The sequence below is a fragment of the Lawsonella clevelandensis genome, assembly GCF_001293125.1.
GTDB lineage: Bacteria > Actinomycetota > Actinomycetes > Mycobacteriales > Mycobacteriaceae > Lawsonella > Lawsonella clevelandensis.
The window spans coordinates 204,374-222,888 of record NZ_CP009312.1 but is presented as its reverse complement, the minus strand read 5'-3'; the positions used below and the strand labels follow the sequence as shown (position 1 = coordinate 222,888).

Sequence of the window (18,515 nt, the reverse complement as noted above, 5' to 3'; positions counted from 1 at the left end):
CATGTCTCGTCGTCCTGTTTCCTTGGCTGACTCTGGACTTGTCGTCGTTGATAAACCCGCCGGTATGACCAGCCATGATGTTGTTTCTGTATTGCGAAGGGCTTTCCACACCCGTCGCGTCGGTCACTCCGGCACCCTCGATCCTGCTGCCACCGGTGTGCTCGTTGTGGGAATTGAGCGGGGCACAAAGCTGCTGCCGTTCCTTCTGCAGGAATCGAAGAGTTACCAGGCCACTATCGTGATCGGCCAGGCGACCTCTACAGAAGATGCGGAGGGTGAGGTGTGTGCTACGGATGCTCCCGAGCTTTTGGACGCTCTCACCGAAACCCAACTGCACGATGCTGCAGCCCAGTTCATAGGCGATAGTCAGCAGGTTCCTTCTGCCGTCTCGGCAATTAAAGTTCAAGGGGTGCGCGCCTACGAGCGTGTACGGCGGGGAGAGTCCGTTGAACTGGCGGCACGCCCGATCCATGTGGATGAGTTTTCCTTGTCGGACATCCATCGCACTCCCGAGGGGTGGTGGCAGCTCAACGCTATGGTGAGCTGTTCAGCCGGCACCTATGTGCGGGCTCTTGCCCGCGATCTAGCCGCACGGGTAGGGCTGCATGCACATCTCGCTGCATTGCGACGTACGCGAGTCGGGGCCTTCGACCTGTCATGGGCGCAGCCCCTGGAGAAATATAAAGCCGCAATCGACGCAGGGGAGCGGGCCCACCTTACCCTCGACCTGGACACTGCTACATGCATGGGGAGAGATACTCGTCATCTTTCAGCTGAGGAAGCGACCAAAGTGGCATTGGGACAGCGTATCGCTCCTGCTGGTCTCCCCGGAATCTATGCTGGGGTTGACCCAGAGGGGCACACAATTGCACTGCTAGAAGAGACGTTTGCGAAGGCAGACCCGGGGACTGTACGGTCTGTTTTTGTCGCGCGCCCAGCCACCTTGCAGTAGTTGTTTACCGTTTCGTTGGGCTTTGTCGATGCTTCCTCAATTCCCTCCATCGGCTCTCACCCATTACCCTGGTAATGTGCATATTTGGCAAGGCGTAGAAAACTATCCGCTCGACCGTGGCCCTAGCGTTGTCACCATTGGGGTTTTTGATGGGCTCCACCGGGGACACGCTCGTTTGGCGACAGCTGCCGCCCACTACGCGGAGAAGCATGGCATCACCTCTCTCATGCTCAGTTTCCACCCCCATCCCTCTTCAGTGGTGGGTAAAGGTATTGCTCCCCTCCGACTTTCTACTCTCGAATTCCGTGCCCAGCTGGCGCATGAAATCGGGATCGATGAGTTTGTCGTCCTCAGCTTTACCCCGGAACGTGCTGGCCAGGCTCCTGCAGACTTCGTGAAAGAAGTGCTGGTAGATAGGCTCCACGCAGAGCATGTTGTGGTGGGAGAGAACTTTACCTTCGGTGCACGTGCCGCGGGCACCCCGGAGGTTCTTACCCAGTTGGGGGAGGAGTACGGTTTCACCACCGAGATTGTTCCCCTTCTCAAAGAAGACGGGCATACCGTGTCCAGTACCTACATCCGACAGTCGCTGGCAGATTCTCGCATTAGGGATGCTATCCAGGCGCTTGGCCACCTCCCACGAGTAGAAGGGGAAGTGGTTCATGGAGCCGGCCGAGGCGGGCGCCAGTTAGGTTTCCCCACTGCCAATATCAGCTTTGCTAGTGATATTGCGCTCCCGGCCGATGGCGTTTATGCCGGCTGGTTCGCCATCGTTGATGAAGGCCCGGTAGAGGGCACGATCGAGCCGCAGAAGTGGTACCCCACGGCGGTGTCGGTAGGGACAAATCCCACCTTTGACGGGGCGGTCCGCACCGTTGAAGCTTTCGTTCTTGACGAGGACGCTGACCTCTACCACCGATACGCGGTTGTCGAGTTTGTCGATCGAGTGCGTGGAATGGAAAAGTTTGACTCCGTTGATGATCTCTTGGAGCACATGCATCGCGATGTGGCGAAGACACGAGAGATCCTGGAGGACTCCGCCGTTCCCCCGACTGAACTGTGGTAGTGGGCATCGCTACGGGGGCGTAACGCAGCAGTGCCTGTAGGGGCATGCTGCTGCGGGGATTTCACAATTTTGTGCTGTCTCCTGATAGACTGACAGCTCGGTGTTCACTGTGGTTCGTGGCGGTGCACCATCTTCCCCCTGCTGTTAAGGGGAGAGGCTCTATTAATACACGACACTGAAAAACAAGGAGTTATCTCGTGGCCCTTTCGTCCGCTGAGAAGAAGGAAATCCTCGCCGAGTACGGTCTGCATGACACCGATACCGGTTCCCCGGAGGCCCAGGTGGCCCTCCTGTCGAAGCGAATCTCTGACCTCACCGAGCACCTCAAGGTTCACAAGCACGATCACCATTCGCGCCGTGGCCTGCTGCTCCTCGTTGGTCGTCGCAAGCGTCTGCTTAAGTACCTTGCAGATGTCGACATTGAGCGCTACCGCTCCCTGATTGAGCGTCTTGGTTTGCGCCGCTAGCATGCGTTATTAGACGAGGCGTAGCTGACGTTCAGTGCATCTAAGCCCCTTTCTGTGGAAGTGTTTCCCAGGAGAGGGGCTTTTTTGTGAGCAGGTGTCAGTGGACGGGTAGAAAAGACCAAGCGGTGGAAACACCACACGCAGGTAGGCGACAACGACAATAAGGAAGTGGCCCTACTCCAGGGAGAGGAACAGGGCCACAGGTTCGTTATCGGCAGAAATTAGATGCCGTCGGGGAACTCCACGGGCGGCAGGGTCGACCACGGGAAGTTGATCCACCGATCGGTGCGCTTCCACACGTATTCGCACTTTACCGTGGAGTGAGACTTTTCGAAGACCACCGCGCAGCGTACATCAGCGACGTATTCGTGCACGAAGTCGTAGACGAATCGAAGTGTAGCACCGGTATCAGCAACATCATCGGTGATCAGCACACGAGCGCCCTGCAGCATGCCCGGCTTCGGAACTGGAGGGAGCATAACGGGGAGATCGAGCCGTTCGTTTATACCGGTGTAGTACTCCACGTTCATCACGTGGAGGTTCTTTACATCGAGGGCGTAGCCCAAGGCACCTGCGACAAAGAGTCCCCCGCGGGCGATAGAGAGAATGAGGTCAGGCCGGTACCCATCATCGGCAACCATTTGTGCAAGTTCACGAGAGGCGGAACCAAATCCTTCCCACGTCAGTACTTCACGATCAGGCGACGTATCGGTCACGGTGTAGCCTTTCTGGTGTGGTGCGTTTCTCGGGGGGTAGGGAGGAAGCACGGTCTCCGCGTGATAATTCCGCCGTGTCATGTACGCCAGAATCACATCGATTGTTAGGTTCTAGTATGCCGGAAAAGACCCGAGGGACGTAATAGGGGAGAGGTGACCTGCAGCATATCAACGGCCAGGAGCGCGCCCACGACACGACTACTATATGTGCTACCTCGGGATTTGCTACACTAGGAGTGTCACTAAAGCCTGCTTGAGGCTAACCCATTGGAGCTGACCTACGTGTGAACGGTCCTCGGTGGTGGTTGTCGGACCTATTCTCTTCACAAAATCCTTTCTGACGTGGCATAAGACGAGAAACAGATGAGCTGTGTCGGGGTGTGGGAAGGGGCAGTATTCCGGCAGCTTCGATCGATGACCATGTTTTCGACTGGGCAGCTCCCAGACGAAAGATGCATAACCCTATGACTGAACTCCGTGAGTTCGAGGTGGAAGAGGGCGTTTTCGAAACCGAAACCACCATCGATAACGGTGCTTTTGGCACGCGTAATGTCCGTTTCGAGACTGGCCGTCTGGCAAAGCAAGCTGCGGGTTCCGCAGTTGTGTACCTCGATGACGAAACAATGATGCTGTCGTGCACCACCGCTTCTAAGCAACCCCGGGAAGGTTTTGACTTCTTCCCTCTGACGGTTGACGTGGAAGAACGCATGTATGCTGCGGGACGGATCCCCGGCAACTTTTTCCGCCGCGAAGGTCGCCCGACCACTGACGCTATTCTTACCTGCCGGCTTATCGACCGTCCGCTCCGCCCCAGCTTCGTGTCTGGTCTGCGTAACGAGGTGCAGGTGGTTGTTACCATGCTGAGCCTGCGACCCGGCGACATCTACGACTGTGTCGCCATTAACGCTGCGTCCTGCTCCACCCAGCTGGCTGGCCTGCCGTTCTCTGGGCCGGTTGGTGGTGTCCGCATCGCCCTTATCCCCACCGAATCCAACCCGGAGGGGCAGTGGGTGTGCTTCCCGACTGTCGAACAGCTCAAGATGGCTGTATTCAACATGGCGGTGGCCGGTCGTATTGTTTCCGAAGATGACGGCACCGGCAGTCCGGAGATCGCCATCATGATGGTGGAAGCTGGCGCAACCGAAGAGGTAGTGGAGCTCGTCGGCGGTGGCGCACAAGCTCCCACTGAAGAGGTCGTTGCAGGTGGTCTGGAAGCTGCCAAGCCCTTCATCGCACAGCTTTGCCAGGCTCAGCAGCAGCTTGCGGGCGTAGCCGCCAAGGAAACTGCAGAATTCCCTCTCTACCCGGCATATCAAGACGATTCCTTCGAGGCAGTGGAGAAGGCTGCCACGGCGGAACTGGAGAAGATCTACACCATCGCAGACAAGCAAGAACGCGAAGCTGCCGACACTGAGCTCAAAGAGAAGGTGTTTGAGGAGCTTGCTGAGCAGTTCGAAGGACGCGAGAGTGAAATTGGCGGTGCTTACAAGGCCATCACCAAGAAGATCATTCGACAGCGTATCCTCAAAGATCATTTCCGTATTGACGGCCGTGACGTCACCGACATCCGTGCCCTTTCCGCAGAAGTTGAGGTGATTCCGCGCGCCCACGGTTCCTCTCTCTTTGAGCGCGGGGAAACCCAGATTATGGGTGTGACCACCCTTGACATGCTGAAGATGGAGCAGCAGATCGACTCCCTCGGCCCCGAGGAGAGCAAGCGCTACATCCACCATTACAACTTCCCCCCTTATTCCACCGGCGACACCGGCCGTGTCGGCTCCCCGAAGCGCCGTGAAATTGGCCACGGTGCTCTGGCTGAGCGTGCCCTGCTGCCGATGATCCCGTCTCGTGAGGATTTCCCCTACGCCATCCGCCAGGTTTCCGAGGCTCTCGGTTCTAATGGATCCACCTCGATGGGTTCGGTCTGCGCCTCCACTATGTCGCTCCTCAATGCAGGTGTGCCGCTGAAGGCTCCGGTTGCCGGTATCGCAATGGGTCTGGTTTCCGATGAGGTCGATGGCGAAATGCAGTACCAGGCCCTTACTGACATCCTTGGCGCCGAAGATGCCTTTGGCGATATGGACTTCAAGGTGGCTGGTACCAAGGACTTCATTACCGCCCTGCAGCTTGACACTAAACTCGACGGCATCCCCTCCCACGTACTGGCAGCTGCTCTCACACAGGCTCGTGATGCACGCCTCACTATCCTTGATGTGATGAATGAAGCTATTGACGCCCCCGATGAGCTGAGCCCCTACGCTCCGCGGATCACTAGCATTCAGATCCCCGTCGACAAGATTGGCGAGGTCATCGGCCCTAAGGGTAAGCAGATCAACGCCATTACCGAGGAGACTGGCGCCAATATCTCTATCGAGGATGACGGTACGGTCTATGTCTCTGCCACCAATGGGGATGCCGCACAAGCTGCCATCGACCTCATTAATGCGATTGCTAACCCGCAGCTCCCGAAGGTCGGTGAACGGTTCCTCGGTACTGTGGTGAAGACCACCGCCTTTGGTGCGTTCGTGTCGTTGCTGCCGGGACGTGACGGCCTGGTACACATTTCGAAACTGGGCAAGGGTAAGCGCATTGCCAAGGTTGAAGACGTTGTCAATGTTGGCGATAAACTGCAGGTGGAGATTGCTGATATTGATAAGCGAGGCAAGATCTCCCTGGTGCCTGTGGATGATAGTGACGATAACGAGTAAGACGTTGGTACCCATCCTGCGTTGCTGCTAGTGACACCGTCGTAGCAGGCGCGTACTATACGGTGTTCTGAAGCCCCGATCCTTTTCCTGAGGATCGGGGCTTCAGCGTACAGCAGCGGTGGCAAATTGTTTCACTGAATCGGGTTCTCCTGTTGCATGAAGATAGCCACTCTAGGGCTGTGTAGAAATCCCAGCTAAGCCCCATCCTGCCCGTTAATCATGGGTAAATACTGCAAGAGAAAACGATTCAGAAGCGCTTTAACGGTTGCCAATTTTCATTCTCAGGAAAGCCTGGACTGTTAGTGTAATCCCGACTGAGCAAAACGTTCGGTACCTAAGGCGTGCCTCCACGGCCACCAATGAATGACAAAAACGTCGGGTCATAGTCTCGCTTTAGGTGTGAATTAACCGCTGGACAGCGCACTGTCACATCGAGAGCGACAATGGGCGACTTGAAGGAGACCAATGATCCTCGCTGAAGGCGCGGTAGACTTCAGGCTAGACGCCATATGGGTGGACTACCTGATCATCGCAGTATATTTCTGCTTCATTCTGAGCATCGGCATGCTGGCCCGACGCAAGGTTTCGAGCAGTATCGACTTTTTCCTTTCTGGGCGTAACTTGCCCGCATGGGTTACCGGTCTGGCATTCATCTCTGCCAACCTCGGTGCCACTGAACTTATGGGTATGTCCGCTACTGGTGCCCAGTACGGCTTCCCGACCTTCCACTACTACTGGGTAGGCACCATCCCTGCCATGCTGTTCCTCGGCGTGGTCATGATGCCGTTCTACTACGGCTCTAAGGTGCGTTCGGTGCCGGAGTTCATGCACGAGCGTTTCGGTGTGGGTGCACACCTCGTGAACTCCCTCTCGTTCGCACTGTCGCAGCTCTTCATCGCTGGTACTAACCTCTACCTGCTGCAGCTTGTGGTGAACCGCCTCTTCGGCTTGCCCACCTGGGTGTCCCTCATCATTGGCGGCGTCATCGTGCTGGCTTACATCACCCTCGGTGGTCTCTCCGCCGCTATCTACAACGAAGTTATGCAGTTCTTCGTCGTGGTGGCCGGCCTGCTTCCCCTCACCCTTATCGGTCTGCACCGTGTGGGTGGGTGGAACGGACTCAAAGAAAAGGTCATCAACGATGGTCTACTAGGCGATCAGCAGCTGCACACCTGGCCGGGCGAAGCCCTCTCCGGTTTCAACAGTCCCGTCCTTTCAGTGATCGGCATCGTCTTTGGCCTCGGCTTCGTGCTGTCCTTCGGTTACTGGACCACCAACTTCGTCGAGGTTCAACGCGCTATGGCTTCTAACACCATGGATTCCGCTCGCTGCACCCCGATTATTGGTTCCTTCCCCAAGATGTTCATCCCCTTCATTGTCGTTCTGCCCGGTATGATCGCCGCAGTTCTCGTCAACGAAATGATGGCCTACAAGGGAATGGCTTATGCTGACGGCGCTTCTGCCGCCACCGCAGCGTTTGATGGTCTCAAGTACAATGACGCTATCCTGCTGTTGATGCGTGACGTGCTTCCTAACGGCCTCCTCGGTGTCGTGCTGGCCGGTCTTTTGGCATCCTTCACCACTGGTATGGCTGCCAACATCTCCTCCTTCAACGCCGTCTTCACCTACGACATCTGGCAGCGTTACATCAAGAAGGACAAGGACGACAAGTACTACCTGAATGCAGGACGTATCGTCACTGTAGTCGCCACCGTCATTGCTATTGGTACCTCTCTGCTGGCTGCTTCCTTCTCCAACCTGATGGATTACCTGCAGACCCTGTTTGGCTTCTTCAACGCACCGCTGTTCGCAACGTTCATCGTGGGTATGTTCTGGAAGCGCATGACTCCGACTGCAGGTTGGGTCTCGCTACTGGGCGGCACTCTGTCCGCTGTGGTGGTCTTTGTTCTCGGCCAGGTGGGAGTCATTCACCTTCCGGGTCAGGGCCTCGCCTTCATGTGCGCCATCACCGCTTTCGTAGTGGACGTGCTGCTGGCTGTGGTGGTCTCTATCTTCACCAAGCCCAAGCCGGCAAGCGAGCTGGTGGGCTTCGTCTACTCTGAGACCCCGAAGGAGCACTTCCACGATCCGCGTGATGTTGGTCGTGCATGGTACCGCCGTCCGGTCCCGTTGGCCATCATCTCACTGGTGCTGGTCATCGCCCTCAACATCATCTTCGCTTAGGAGTGAATACCCATGGCTAAGAAGACTACGACCGCTGGCGCCTTCGACGTCCGCAACATTATCGGTTTGCTACTGACCATCTACGGTGTCATCCTAACGATCCTCGGTGCCGTTTCCTACGACGCTGCCGATGCCGCAAAGACCGGTGACATCAACGCTAACCTCATCGTCGGAATTGTCCTTCTGGTGGTGGGTGTGTTCTTCCTTGTGTGGGCAAAAGTTCGCCCGCAGGTTGTTCACGCGGATCCGGAGAGCCTCGCAGAGGAAGCTGCCGCCATCGAAGATAAAGCAATTGCCACTGGCGATGCGTTTGTCTCTCTCGATGAGGACAAAGAATAGCTGCTGCTCGCTTTCGTAGCATGCATAGAGACAAACCCCGCTCGCCATCGATTGGCACGCGAGTGGGGTTTGTTTCGCCATAATAAGAACAAGAGCAGTCCCGCACAACACTAAACAACTTACTTATGAGGAGTACTGTGTCTCACACGGAAAAACGACCCGCTACCAAGCCAGCGGGGGAGGTGACTCCGATCGTCCGGAAAACAGTGACAACACTGTCTGATGGACGAGAGCTGATCTATTTTGACGATTCCGAGCCCTATCTATCAGGGGAAGCCACCCGCGAACTTCACGATGGGAGAGGCCTTCCCACATCCACACCACTCAGCTCTATGCGTCGTGACCCGTTGACAGGTGACTGGACCGCACTAGCAGCACACCGGATGAACCGGACATTCATGCCCCCGGCTAACGAGAACCCGCTGGGTCCCACGAGACCCGGACAGCTGCCAACTGAGATTCCCGCAGACAACTACGATGTTGTCGTTTTCGAAAATCGATTCCCGTCTTTTGCCCGTACTGCTTACCTCGATGAGGAACTGCCTAGCACGGTAGATGGGATGGACCTTGTTCCCCAAGCGCCCGGACGCGGCCGTTGTGAAGTTGTCTGCTTCAGCCCCAACTCCGCAGGAAGCTTCTGCGAGCTGTCCGAGCGACGTGTCCGCACCATCATTGAAGCGTGGGCTGATCGGACCGCGGCGCTTTCTGCCCTTGATGGTATTGAGCAGGTGTTCTGTTTCGAGAACCGGGGTGAAGAAATTGGGGTCACACTACAGCATCCGCATGGTCAGATCTACGGTTACCCCTTCCTTCCCCCTCGCACAGAAGCTATCCTCCGGCAGTCCCGCGCCTACTTCGAGAAAACTGGACGGCAGCTTCAACACGATGTTGTGATGGCCGAGCTTGACGCTCGTACCCGTGTGGTCTTTGAGAGCGAGTATTGGTTCGCCTACGTGCCTGCCGCCGCAAAGTGGCCGTTGGAAGTCATGCTGGTACCCAAACGAGATGTCTCAGATTTCCCCGCGCTCTCTGTAGAAGAGCGTGGGGAATTGGCGGTTGTGTACCCGCAGTTGTTGCGCCAAGTTGATCGATTCTTCCCCGGAATTGAGAAGACTGCCTACATCGCAGGCTGGAACCAAGCACCTGTGAATGAGGGACGTGAGTTCGGCCGTCTCCATTTGCAGCTCTTCAGCCTGCGTCGTTCCCCCGACAAGATGAAGTTCCTCGCCGGTTCTGAGTCTGCGATGGCGGTGTGGATTAACGACACTACCCCCGAACGTATCGCCGAACGACTCCGAGAGGTCGCTGAACATGAGTGACACATTTGCCATGGTCAGTGCTGACGCTGCTGCACAGCTCTTTGCTGACACTTACGGTTATGAACCCACCGGTGTGTGGTCTGCCCCCGGACGCGTCAACGTTATTGGCGAACACGTTGATTATGCCGGCGGTATTTGCCTACCTTTTGCGATTAATCGCCGCACCTATTGTGCTGCCGCACTCCGCGAGGATGGTGTGATCCGTCTCGCCTCCCGCCTTCCGTATTCCCGTAAGGCGTCACGGTGGGAAGGAAAACTCGCTGAGATAGGACCTGGTAATCCTAGTAGTTGGCCGGGATATCCAGCAGGCGTGATCTGGAGTATGTGGCAGGATGCTGACGCTATCGGTGTCAACCTGACGGAAAACTCCGGCTTTGACATGGTGTTTGTCTCTGACGTTCCGTTGGCCGCGGGGCTCTCCAGTTCTGCTGCTATTGAACTTGCCGCCGCCTGTGCGGTCTTCGATCTCACCGGACCGGGCTTGGAGAGTCTGGATGAGGGACGTCTCGACGAACCCTCCAATCACCTTATTGCAGCGTGTATTCGTGCTGAGAACGATGTTGTGGGTGCTTCGACAGGTGGTCTAGACCAGTCCGTATCCTTCCGTGGACGCGTAGGTGAAGTGCTTGAACTCGATATGGGTGAGAATGCTGTCGCAGAGGTTCCCTTTGACCTCGATAGCAATGGTCTCGCTATTCTCGTCATGAATACCAATGCTCCGCATAGCCTCAGCGACGGACAGTACGCCTCGCGTCGCGCAGTGGTTGACCGTGTGATGGAGGGACTTAATGTTACGGCTCCGCATCGGGAACACAAGCTTGTCGATCGTGCCGTGGAATGGGCTGCGACCCAGACTGAGGCAGAAAAGAAGAAGGGCAAGCAAGCTTGGTTGGATCTCGTCGCACGACGAATGCGTCACATTGTCACCGAGTCTCGTCGCACTGAGTCCCTTGTCCAGGCGCTGCGGAAGGGAGCACTTGGTGACCCCAAGGATGCCGATGCGGTACGAGGCCTCGAACAAGTTGGTGGTCTGATGACGGCGTCCCACGAGTCACTCCGTGATGACTATGAAGTCAGTTGCCCTGAACTCGATAGTGCAGTTGATGCGGCTCTCGAGTGTGGTGCCTGGGGCGCACGGATGACCGGTGGCGGTTTTGGCGGTTCTGCTATTGCTCTCATCAATGCAGAAGACGTTGACAAGGTGGGAAAGGCAGTGTTAGCCAGCGCTGCACAACTTGGTTTGGCTACTCCCAGCTTCCTAGTCGCTGTTCCAAGCGAAGGCGCGGGCCGCGACAAGTAGTCTCTAAAGTTCGGAAGAGTGTGGAGCCCAGTCGTGTGACTGGGCTCCACACTCGTGTCGCAGAGTAGACTAGAGCACGATATGAAGAGCTGGTGCTCACGGATAACCCTTTGAGCCCGAGGGAGAAAAGAACGGAAGATGGCTGAACTGTTGAAAGTCGGTGTAGTAGGTGCCCTCGGTCGAGTCGGCAAGACAATGTGTGAGGCAGTCAATGCTGCTTCAGATCTGGAGCTGGCCGCCGCTGTCGATCGTGACGACGATCTGCAGACTCTTGTCGATAACGGTGTTGAGGTCATTATTGACTTCACCCACCCCGACGTGGTTATGGACAATCTGGAGTGGCTCATTAAGCACGGTATTCATTGCGTGGTGGGAACCACTGGCTTCACCGAAGAACGCCTAGCACAGGTGCGCAGGTGGTGCGAAGAAAATCCCGGTGTGGGGGTTATCATCGCTCCCAACTTTGCCATTAGTGCTGTGCTGTGCATGAGTTTCGCTGAGCAAGCTGCGAAGTTCTTTGAATCTGTGGAAGTTATCGAACTCCATCATCCAGATAAGGCGGATGCACCGTCCGGTACCGCCACGACCACCGCGCAGCGTGTTGCGGCAGCCCGCCATGCCGCTAACGTTGCTGATAGCCCAGATGCCACAACCCAGAGCCTTGAGGGAGCACGTGGTGCGACAGTGGATGGAGTGCACGTCCATGCCGTTCGTCTGCGTGGTCTCATCGCCCATCAGGAAGTTCTCCTCGGTGGTCCGGGAGAAACTCTCACGATTCGACAGGACTCCACGGATCGAACCAGTTTCGTCCCCGGTGTTCTGCTGGGTGTCCGAGAAGTGGCAGAGCGCCCTGGCCTCACATTCGGTCTTGATGCGGTACTGGGCCTAGCATGACCAACCTGGTCACGATGCGCGTTCAGCTCGTCGCATATACACACTTTGAACCGCCCGCAGATCTCTCCTGGGAAACAGACGCGGAGGGTGCGGAAGCGCTGACCGAGTTTGCAGGCCGGGCCTGCTACGAAACGTGGGACAAGCCGAACCCCCATACTGCGACAAATGCTGGGTACATACGGCATGTGCTGGAAGTGGGGCATGTTTCGCTACTTGAGCACGCCAATGTAACGTTCTATATCACGGGTATTTCGCGCTCTTGCACGCATGAGCTCATTCGTCACCGGCACTTTTCCTATTCGCAGCTTTCCCAGCGATTTGTGCCAGAGGAGGATGCACTTGTTGTTCCACCTCCCGCTCTCGAAGATGATCCGGAAATGGTGGCGGTTTTCACTGCTGCCGCTGAACAGAGTCGAGAAGCCTACCGAACCCTGCTTACTGCTTTAGAAGAGAAGTTCGCAGATGAACCGAATGCTCTGTTACGTCGTAAACAGGCACGTCAAGCAGCCCGTGCAGTTCTCCCTAATGCTACGGAAACGCGCATTGTGGTGACGGGAAATCTGCGGTCATGGCGTCACTTCATCGGCATGCGGGCAACCGAGTATGCGGATGTGGAAATTCGGCAGCTGGCTATTTCGTGTTTGCGGCAGCTACAGAACATTGCCCCTACTGTGTTCGGAGACTTTGAGATCTCCGTGCTATCCGATGGTTCGGAAATCGCCACCAGCCCATACGCCATGGACTGAATCACTCTGGCAGACCGTGGGCACTATAGTGAAAGAGTACTGAGGATCGTGCTTCAACATAGTCTGCAGTTCCTCAATCATCAAGAGAAACGGGTAGTCTAAAGCTATGACGAACGGAATGGCCAGCACTCGCGCTGCAGAGCACTTTGGAACCGTCCTTGTCGCAATGGTGACCCCCTTCGACAAGGATATGGAGCTCGACATTGATGCAGGTGTAAAGCTCGCCAAGAAGCTTGTCGATGATGGTTGTGATGGCCTTGTACTGGCTGGTACGACCGGTGAATCTCCCACGACGTCCACTGAGGAAAAACTGACGCTGATGCGTGAGGTGAAGGCTGCGGTGGGGGATCGCGCCAAGATTGTGGCGGGAGCTGGGAACTACAGCACAGCGTCCTCCATTGAGTTAGCACGGAAGTCGGAAGCAGCAGGTGCAGACGGGCTGTTGGTCGTCACGCCCTACTACTCAAAGCCACCGCAAGAGGGGCTGTACCAGCACTTCAAAGGAGTTGCTGAGGCCGTCGATTGCCCAGTGATGCTCTACGATATCCCCGGGCGTACTGCTACTCCCATTGCGGAGGAAACGGCCATGCGGTTGGCGGAAGTCCCCAATATTGTGGCTATCAAAGAGGCTAAGGGAGACCTGGCTTCCGGTGGTCGTCTCTACCAGAACACTGAACTAGCGCTCTATTCTGGTGATGACCCAATTAATATTCCGTGGCTTTCTGTTGGAGCCACAGGATTCGTGTCGGTGGTGGGGCACCTGGCCGCGCGCACTCTGCGGGGGATGAGGGATGCTTTTGACCGTGGCGATCTCGCTGAGGCTTTGCGGTTGAATGCCACCATGTTCCCGCTCAATCGTGCCATGGCTCGTTCTGGTGGAGTGAGTTTTGCCAAGGCTGCCCTACAGCTCATTGGTATGCCTGTCGGTATTCCGCGACTGCCGCAGGTGCCACTTGATGCTGCCACTATGGATGTTTTGGCAGAGGATCTGCGCCAGGCAGGTGTGCTGTAAACAGACCGCTTCGGCTAATCTGTTATGAACATTACGTCACCGGGACTATCTAGAGGGATGAGATGGTTATGGTGAATGGGGATACATTCACCCCCGGGGTGCCATTATGCGCTGTCGCATATTTTTAGACCGCTCGCGACGATGACCGTCGCCTTATCCCCACGACGGGGATACACAATTGAAGGATAAGTATGTCTGATACGAAACGTACCGGCCGCAAGCGCGTTACTCGCCGCATGGGGCCGCCTGAGGCTGACCCCGAAACCTTGGTATTCGATAACGACGATGCCGGTTCTACCAACTCTTCTGCCGAGACGTACACCGAGTCGAGTTATGGTGGCGTGCATATGATGCAGGGAATGGACCTTTCCGAACCACTCTCTGCTCCTACTCCGCTGGCCCCAGGAGCTATGCGACTAGTAGCGCTGGGCGGTGTGTCCGAAATCGGTCGCAATATGATGACCTACGAGTACGATGGGCGTATTCTTCTCTGCGACTGCGGTGTACTGTTCCCCAGCTCGTCGGAGCCGGGAATTGATCTGATCTTGCCAGACTTCGGTTATCTGGAAGATCGGCTCGATGATATTGAGGCACTTGTCCTCACCCATGGCCACGAAGACCATATCGGGGCTATTCCCTTCCTCCTTAAGCTGCGGCCAGATATTCCCATCGTGGGCAGCGAGTTTACAAATGCACTGGTTAAAGCGAAGTGTGAAGAGCACCGGCTGCATCCACACTGCACTAATGTGACGGGGGAATCGAGCCATAATGCAGGCCCCTTCACTGTGGAGTTTTTCCACGTGAATCACTCGATTCCGGGGGCACTAGGTGTGGTAGTGAAGTCTCCAGCCGGGGTAGTTGTGCAAACTGGTGATATCAAAGTCGACCAAACTCCTAAAGATAATCTCCCCACCGATCTGCCTGCGCTGTCTCGTTTTGGTGATGACGGTATCGATCTCATGCTTGTCGATTCCACGAATGCCACTCACAAAGGTTTGGCACCGAGCGAAGCAGAAATTGAGCCAGCCTTACGTCGTCTCATCCGGGATGCGGAGGAACTTGTCGTTGTGGCCTGTTTCGCTTCTAACGTCACTCGCGTACAGATGGTCGCTGATGCTGCCGTTTCGGCACATCGTAAGTTGGCGTTGAGTGGGCGCTCAATGATTCGCAATATGGCTATTGCCCGCGATATGGGTCTCTTCACTATCTCCGATGATGACCTCATTGATGCGCAAGACATCAACCAATACCGGCGCGATGAAGTTGTTGTCATGACGACGGGTACTCAGGGAGAGGCGATGGCGGGGCTGGCGCGTATGGCGCGCAGTGAACACCGTCAGGTGAGTCTGCATGATGGCGATACTGTCATCATGTCCTCATCCGTCGTTCCGGGTAATGAAGAGGCGGTGTTTGGCATGCTGAATACGCTTGCACAACGCGGTATCAAGGTCATTACCAACCATGATGCCAATATCCATGTGTCGGGACACGGATACGCTACTGATCTCCTATTCCTCTATAACGCTGCCCGTCCATCCAATGTGATGCCGGTTCATGGGGAATGGCGTCATCTGCGGTACAACCGTGACTTGGCTGTCTCGACGGGAGTTGCTCCGGATCGTGTCGTTTTCGCTGCTAATGGTGTGTGTGTTGATCTTTTTGAGGGCCGTCTATCGATTGCAGGACAGGTGCCGGTAGGACATCTTTATGTTGATGGTTTGTCTACCGGCGACATTAGCGGCGATGTGTTGGCTGATCGTGCGATCTTGGGTGAAGGTGGCTTCATTGCGGCTACGGTAGTGGTTGACCGCCGCTCTGGGCAGCCTCTCGCTACTCCACAGGTGATAGGTAAAGGGTTCACTGATGAACCAGACGCTCTGGATGATGTTCCAGAGTTGGTGGAGAAAGCACTACGCAAGCTGGCTAAAGAGGCAGAGAATGACCCGTATCGTATGGCGCAAACAGTGCGCCGTACAGTAGGGAAGTGGGTGGCTAAGAAGTGGCGTCGTCGCCCGATGATTGTGCCTACCGTCATCATGGCGGAGCCGCCGCAGGAGTAGAACGCCTGGTGCTTTCCGGAGGTTTTGTCCACCACAGTGTGTTACCAGTGTTATTAGTGTGACTAAAGGGGTTACACTAATACCATCAGTATGCCTTCTTTACTACCGCAGGAAAGGACCCCGCTTTTACAGTGAGCGCTTCTCGGGCCCCTCGACAAGCACGGCGTGGCAGCAGCACTGCTGCCCGTCGTCCTGCTGCACGTCGAACCTCTGGAACACGGCAATCGAATCGCCGTCCACAGACCCGCCGTCCGCATCCACCAGCGGCGCAGCGTACCGCCGGTGCATTCAATGCTGTGGGGCAGGGGTTGAAAAAAGGCTGGACAGCACTAGCAACCGGTGTCGGTAAGGGCGTACGGACGATTAGTCGGGCTGGTGAGATTGACGCAGGTCATGCGCGAGACGGTTGGGCGTTATTCTGTTGTGCCCTGGGTATTGTCCTCAGTGTCATGCTATGGGCACCTATGTCCGTCCCCATCGGAGGATATGTCCTTGGAGGATTGAGCTATGTTGTGGGCACAGCAGTACACCTGCTCCCGATCCTCCTTTTTGCAGCCACCTTCCTGCTAATGCTGACCCCACCAATTCTGGACGAGCGGCGCGTTCCTATCGCACTCGGTGGAACCTTGCTGAACTGGTCTGTGCTGGGCATCTGGCACATTGCCAGTGGCCGACCCCACAACATCCATGAGGTCCAAGACGGTGCTGGCGTGCTGGGCTTCATCACAGGCGAGCCACTCGCGCAGGGGCTCACCTCCCCACTCGCCGTCATCATCTTCCTTCTCGTCGCATTCTTTAGTATTCTGCTCCTTACCAATCGCCGCATCCACGATGTGGGAGCCTACCTACGGATTGCAGTGATCACTATCCGTGATGGGATTGCGGCACGGCGTGCGGAAACCAGCGTTGTGGTCTCAGATGACGACGATGATGCAGAGAGTGCTGAACTTCAACCGGCCTACCTCTCCCGTAGCCCCGAAGAAAACTATCCGACAGAGCCGGATACCTCCGAACTTGCCCTCATGCGGCAGCAGTGGCGCGAACGGATCGCAAACTATGAGGACGACGACTCTGCTGCTACTACCGCCGCTGTCGAGGACGATACAACGGTCGCGGACGTCGATGATGACGATGACGAACTCGTCATGAGTACAGAGTTCTCCGACACGGATTACGAACTTCCCGATGCGGAACTTCTCATCGCAGGTGAACCGGCACGGGGGCATTCCCGTGCTAATGACCTCATCATTGACGCTATTAATGGAGTCTTCGAGCAATTTGCCATTGATGCTGCAGTCACCGGAATGAGCCGTGGGCCGACAGTGACTCGTTACGAGGTGTCACTTGGCTCTGGTGTGAAAGTCGAAAAGATCACCGGGGTACAGCGCAATATTGCCTACGCTGTCGCCAACGACAATATTCGCCTCCTCGCCCCCATCCCAGGTAAATCCGCAGTTGGTATCGAGGTTCCCAACACCGACCGCGAAATGGTGCGTCTTCACGATGTGCTGACATGCGACTACATGCAGCGCAATAGTGACCCGATGATGATCGGCATGGGCAAAGATATCGAAGGCGGCTTCGTCCACTCGTCCATCGAGAAGATGCCGCATCTGCTGGTCGCTGGTGCTACCGGATCGGGTAAGTCTGCCTTTGTGAACTCCACGCTCATTTCTATGTTGGTTCGGTCCACCCCAGAACAACTACGGCTCATTCTCATCGATCCAAAGATGGTTGAGCTCACTCCCTACGAGGGTATTCCCCATCTCATCACCCCCATCGTCACGCAGCCAAAGAAGGCTGCGGCGGCGTTGGAATGGTTGGTCGAAGAGATGGAACAGCGCTACAAGGATATGCAGGCCACCGGCACACGAAAAATTAGCGACTTTAATGCGAAGGTTGTATCCGGAGAAATAACCGCTCCGCTGGGCTCCGAGCGAGTCTACAAACCGTATCCGCGCGTCGTCTGCATTGTTGATGAGCTCGCTGACCTTATGATGACCTCAGGAAAAGAGGTGGAAGACTCCATCGTACGGTTGACCCAGAAAGCTCGTGCAGCGGGTATTCACCTTATTTTGGCCACCCAGCGCCCCTCAGTAGACGTCGTCACCGGTCTCATTAAGTCCAATGTTCCCTCGCGTCTGGCCTTCGCTACCTCATCTCTGACAGACTCGCGTGTCATCTTAGATCAAGGTGGTGCGGAGAACCTCATCGGTATGGGTGATGCACTCTTTATCGCCCAAGGTGGCCGTCCTGTGCGTATGCAGGGTGCATTTGTTTCCGATGAAGAGATCTACCGCATCGTCACGTTCATTAAGGAACAAGCAGAGCCAGAATATGAAGAGGGCGTAACGGAACAAAAGACGCAAGGTCGGGAGATCGATGAGGAAATCGGTAAGGACCTAGATGATCTTCTTGCTGCCGCAGAACTCGTCATCACGTCGCAGTTCGGGTCGACTTCGATGCTGCAGCGAAAACTTCGTGTGGGTTTTGCGAAGGCAGGCCGCCTCATGGACCTCATGGAATCCCGTGGCATTGTGGGTCCTTCCGAAGGCTCGAAAGCCCGCGAAGTTCTGGTGAAACCGGAAGAGCTTGATGCCGTGATGTGGTCGTTGAAGGGCGGCGACCCACACGCTATGAGCGAAGGCTGACGGTGTCAGTAGAGCGCATGTCCTACTCTTCTGTACACTGGACTGCGTAGGAGGGGAGTATCCCACATCCGTACTCGTCGTCAACACGTTATGTCCGTACT

Annotated in this window: 14 protein-coding genes; 13 read left to right on the top strand and 1 reads right to left on the bottom strand. The window is 56.0% G+C overall.

All coding sequences use genetic code 11. The features are described 5' to 3' along the window. Position 1: 1 nt before the first annotated feature. The 3 genes from truB (at position 2) to rpsO (ending at position 2,485) form a co-directional block, all read left to right on the top strand. Positions 2-952: a tRNA pseudouridine(55) synthase TruB gene (gene truB / locus IY73_RS01005; RefSeq protein WP_053961426.1), complete on the top strand. Its 951-nt coding sequence runs from the start codon at positions 2-4 to the stop codon at positions 950-952. 76 nt (positions 953-1,028) lie between these two features. After that, positions 1,029-2,018: a bifunctional riboflavin kinase/FAD synthetase gene (locus IY73_RS01000; protein WP_237023741.1), complete on the top strand. Its 990-nt coding sequence runs from the start codon at positions 1,029-1,031 to the stop codon at positions 2,016-2,018. 197 nt (positions 2,019-2,215) lie between these two features. Further along, entirely contained in the window at positions 2,216-2,485 is a 270-nt protein-coding gene (gene rpsO, locus IY73_RS00995; RefSeq protein ID WP_053961424.1) for a 30S ribosomal protein S15, read from the top strand. Positions 2,486-2,706: 221 nt separating this feature from the next. On the opposite strand, the gene IY73_RS00990 is transcribed toward rpsO, so the two are convergent. Continuing rightward, positions 2,707-3,201 carry a phosphoribosyltransferase gene (locus tag IY73_RS00990; RefSeq protein ID WP_053961423.1) on the bottom strand — a complete coding sequence of 165 codons (495 nt, stop codon included), beginning with the start codon at positions 3,199-3,201 and terminating at the stop codon, positions 2,707-2,709. Between the two features lie 464 nt (positions 3,202-3,665). Between IY73_RS00990 and IY73_RS00985 the strand changes: the two genes are divergently transcribed. The 10 genes from IY73_RS00985 (at position 3,666) to IY73_RS00940 (ending at position 18,414) form a co-directional block, all read left to right on the top strand. Next, entirely contained in the window at positions 3,666-5,909 is a 2,244-nt protein-coding gene (locus IY73_RS00985) for a polyribonucleotide nucleotidyltransferase (RefSeq protein ID WP_053961422.1), read from the top strand. A 465-nt stretch (positions 5,910-6,374) separates the two neighbouring features. Further along, positions 6,375-8,093: a sodium:solute symporter family protein gene (locus IY73_RS00980; protein WP_053978680.1), complete on the top strand. Its 1,719-nt coding sequence runs from the start codon at positions 6,375-6,377 to the stop codon at positions 8,091-8,093. 12 nt (positions 8,094-8,105) lie between these two features. Beyond that, the gene (locus IY73_RS00975; RefSeq protein ID WP_063665723.1) at positions 8,106-8,432 is read left to right on the top strand and encodes a hypothetical protein; all 327 of its coding nucleotides are present in this window, start codon (positions 8,106-8,108) and stop codon (positions 8,430-8,432) included. 182 nt (positions 8,433-8,614) lie between these two features. Next, entirely contained in the window at positions 8,615-9,751 is a 1,137-nt protein-coding gene (gene galT, locus IY73_RS00970) for a galactose-1-phosphate uridylyltransferase (protein ID WP_390175775.1), read from the top strand. After that, positions 9,744-11,051, top strand: a complete 1,308-nt coding sequence (galK, locus tag IY73_RS00965) for a galactokinase (protein ID WP_053978679.1) — start codon at positions 9,744-9,746, stop codon at positions 11,049-11,051. The genes galT and galK overlap by 8 nt, the downstream gene beginning before the upstream one ends. Before the next feature lie 138 nt (positions 11,052-11,189). After that, the gene (dapB, locus tag IY73_RS00960) at positions 11,190-11,945 is read left to right on the top strand and encodes a 4-hydroxy-tetrahydrodipicolinate reductase (protein WP_053961418.1); all 756 of its coding nucleotides are present in this window, start codon (positions 11,190-11,192) and stop codon (positions 11,943-11,945) included. After that, the gene (gene thyX / locus IY73_RS00955) at positions 11,942-12,691 is read left to right on the top strand and encodes an FAD-dependent thymidylate synthase (protein ID WP_053961417.1); all 750 of its coding nucleotides are present in this window, start codon (positions 11,942-11,944) and stop codon (positions 12,689-12,691) included. The genes dapB and thyX overlap by 4 nt, the downstream gene beginning before the upstream one ends. 106 nt (positions 12,692-12,797) lie before the next feature. Next, complete coding sequence (dapA, locus tag IY73_RS00950; protein ID WP_053961416.1) at positions 12,798-13,703, top strand: 4-hydroxy-tetrahydrodipicolinate synthase; 906 nt, start codon at positions 12,798-12,800, stop codon at positions 13,701-13,703. A gap of 191 nt (positions 13,704-13,894) precedes the next feature. After that, positions 13,895-15,763, top strand: a complete 1,869-nt coding sequence (locus tag IY73_RS00945) for a ribonuclease J (protein ID WP_053978678.1) — start codon at positions 13,895-13,897, stop codon at positions 15,761-15,763. 131 nt (positions 15,764-15,894) lie between these two features. Further along, positions 15,895-18,414: a DNA translocase FtsK gene (locus IY73_RS00940; protein ID WP_082345269.1), complete on the top strand. Its 2,520-nt coding sequence runs from the start codon at positions 15,895-15,897 to the stop codon at positions 18,412-18,414. Positions 18,415-18,515 lie beyond the last annotated feature (101 nt).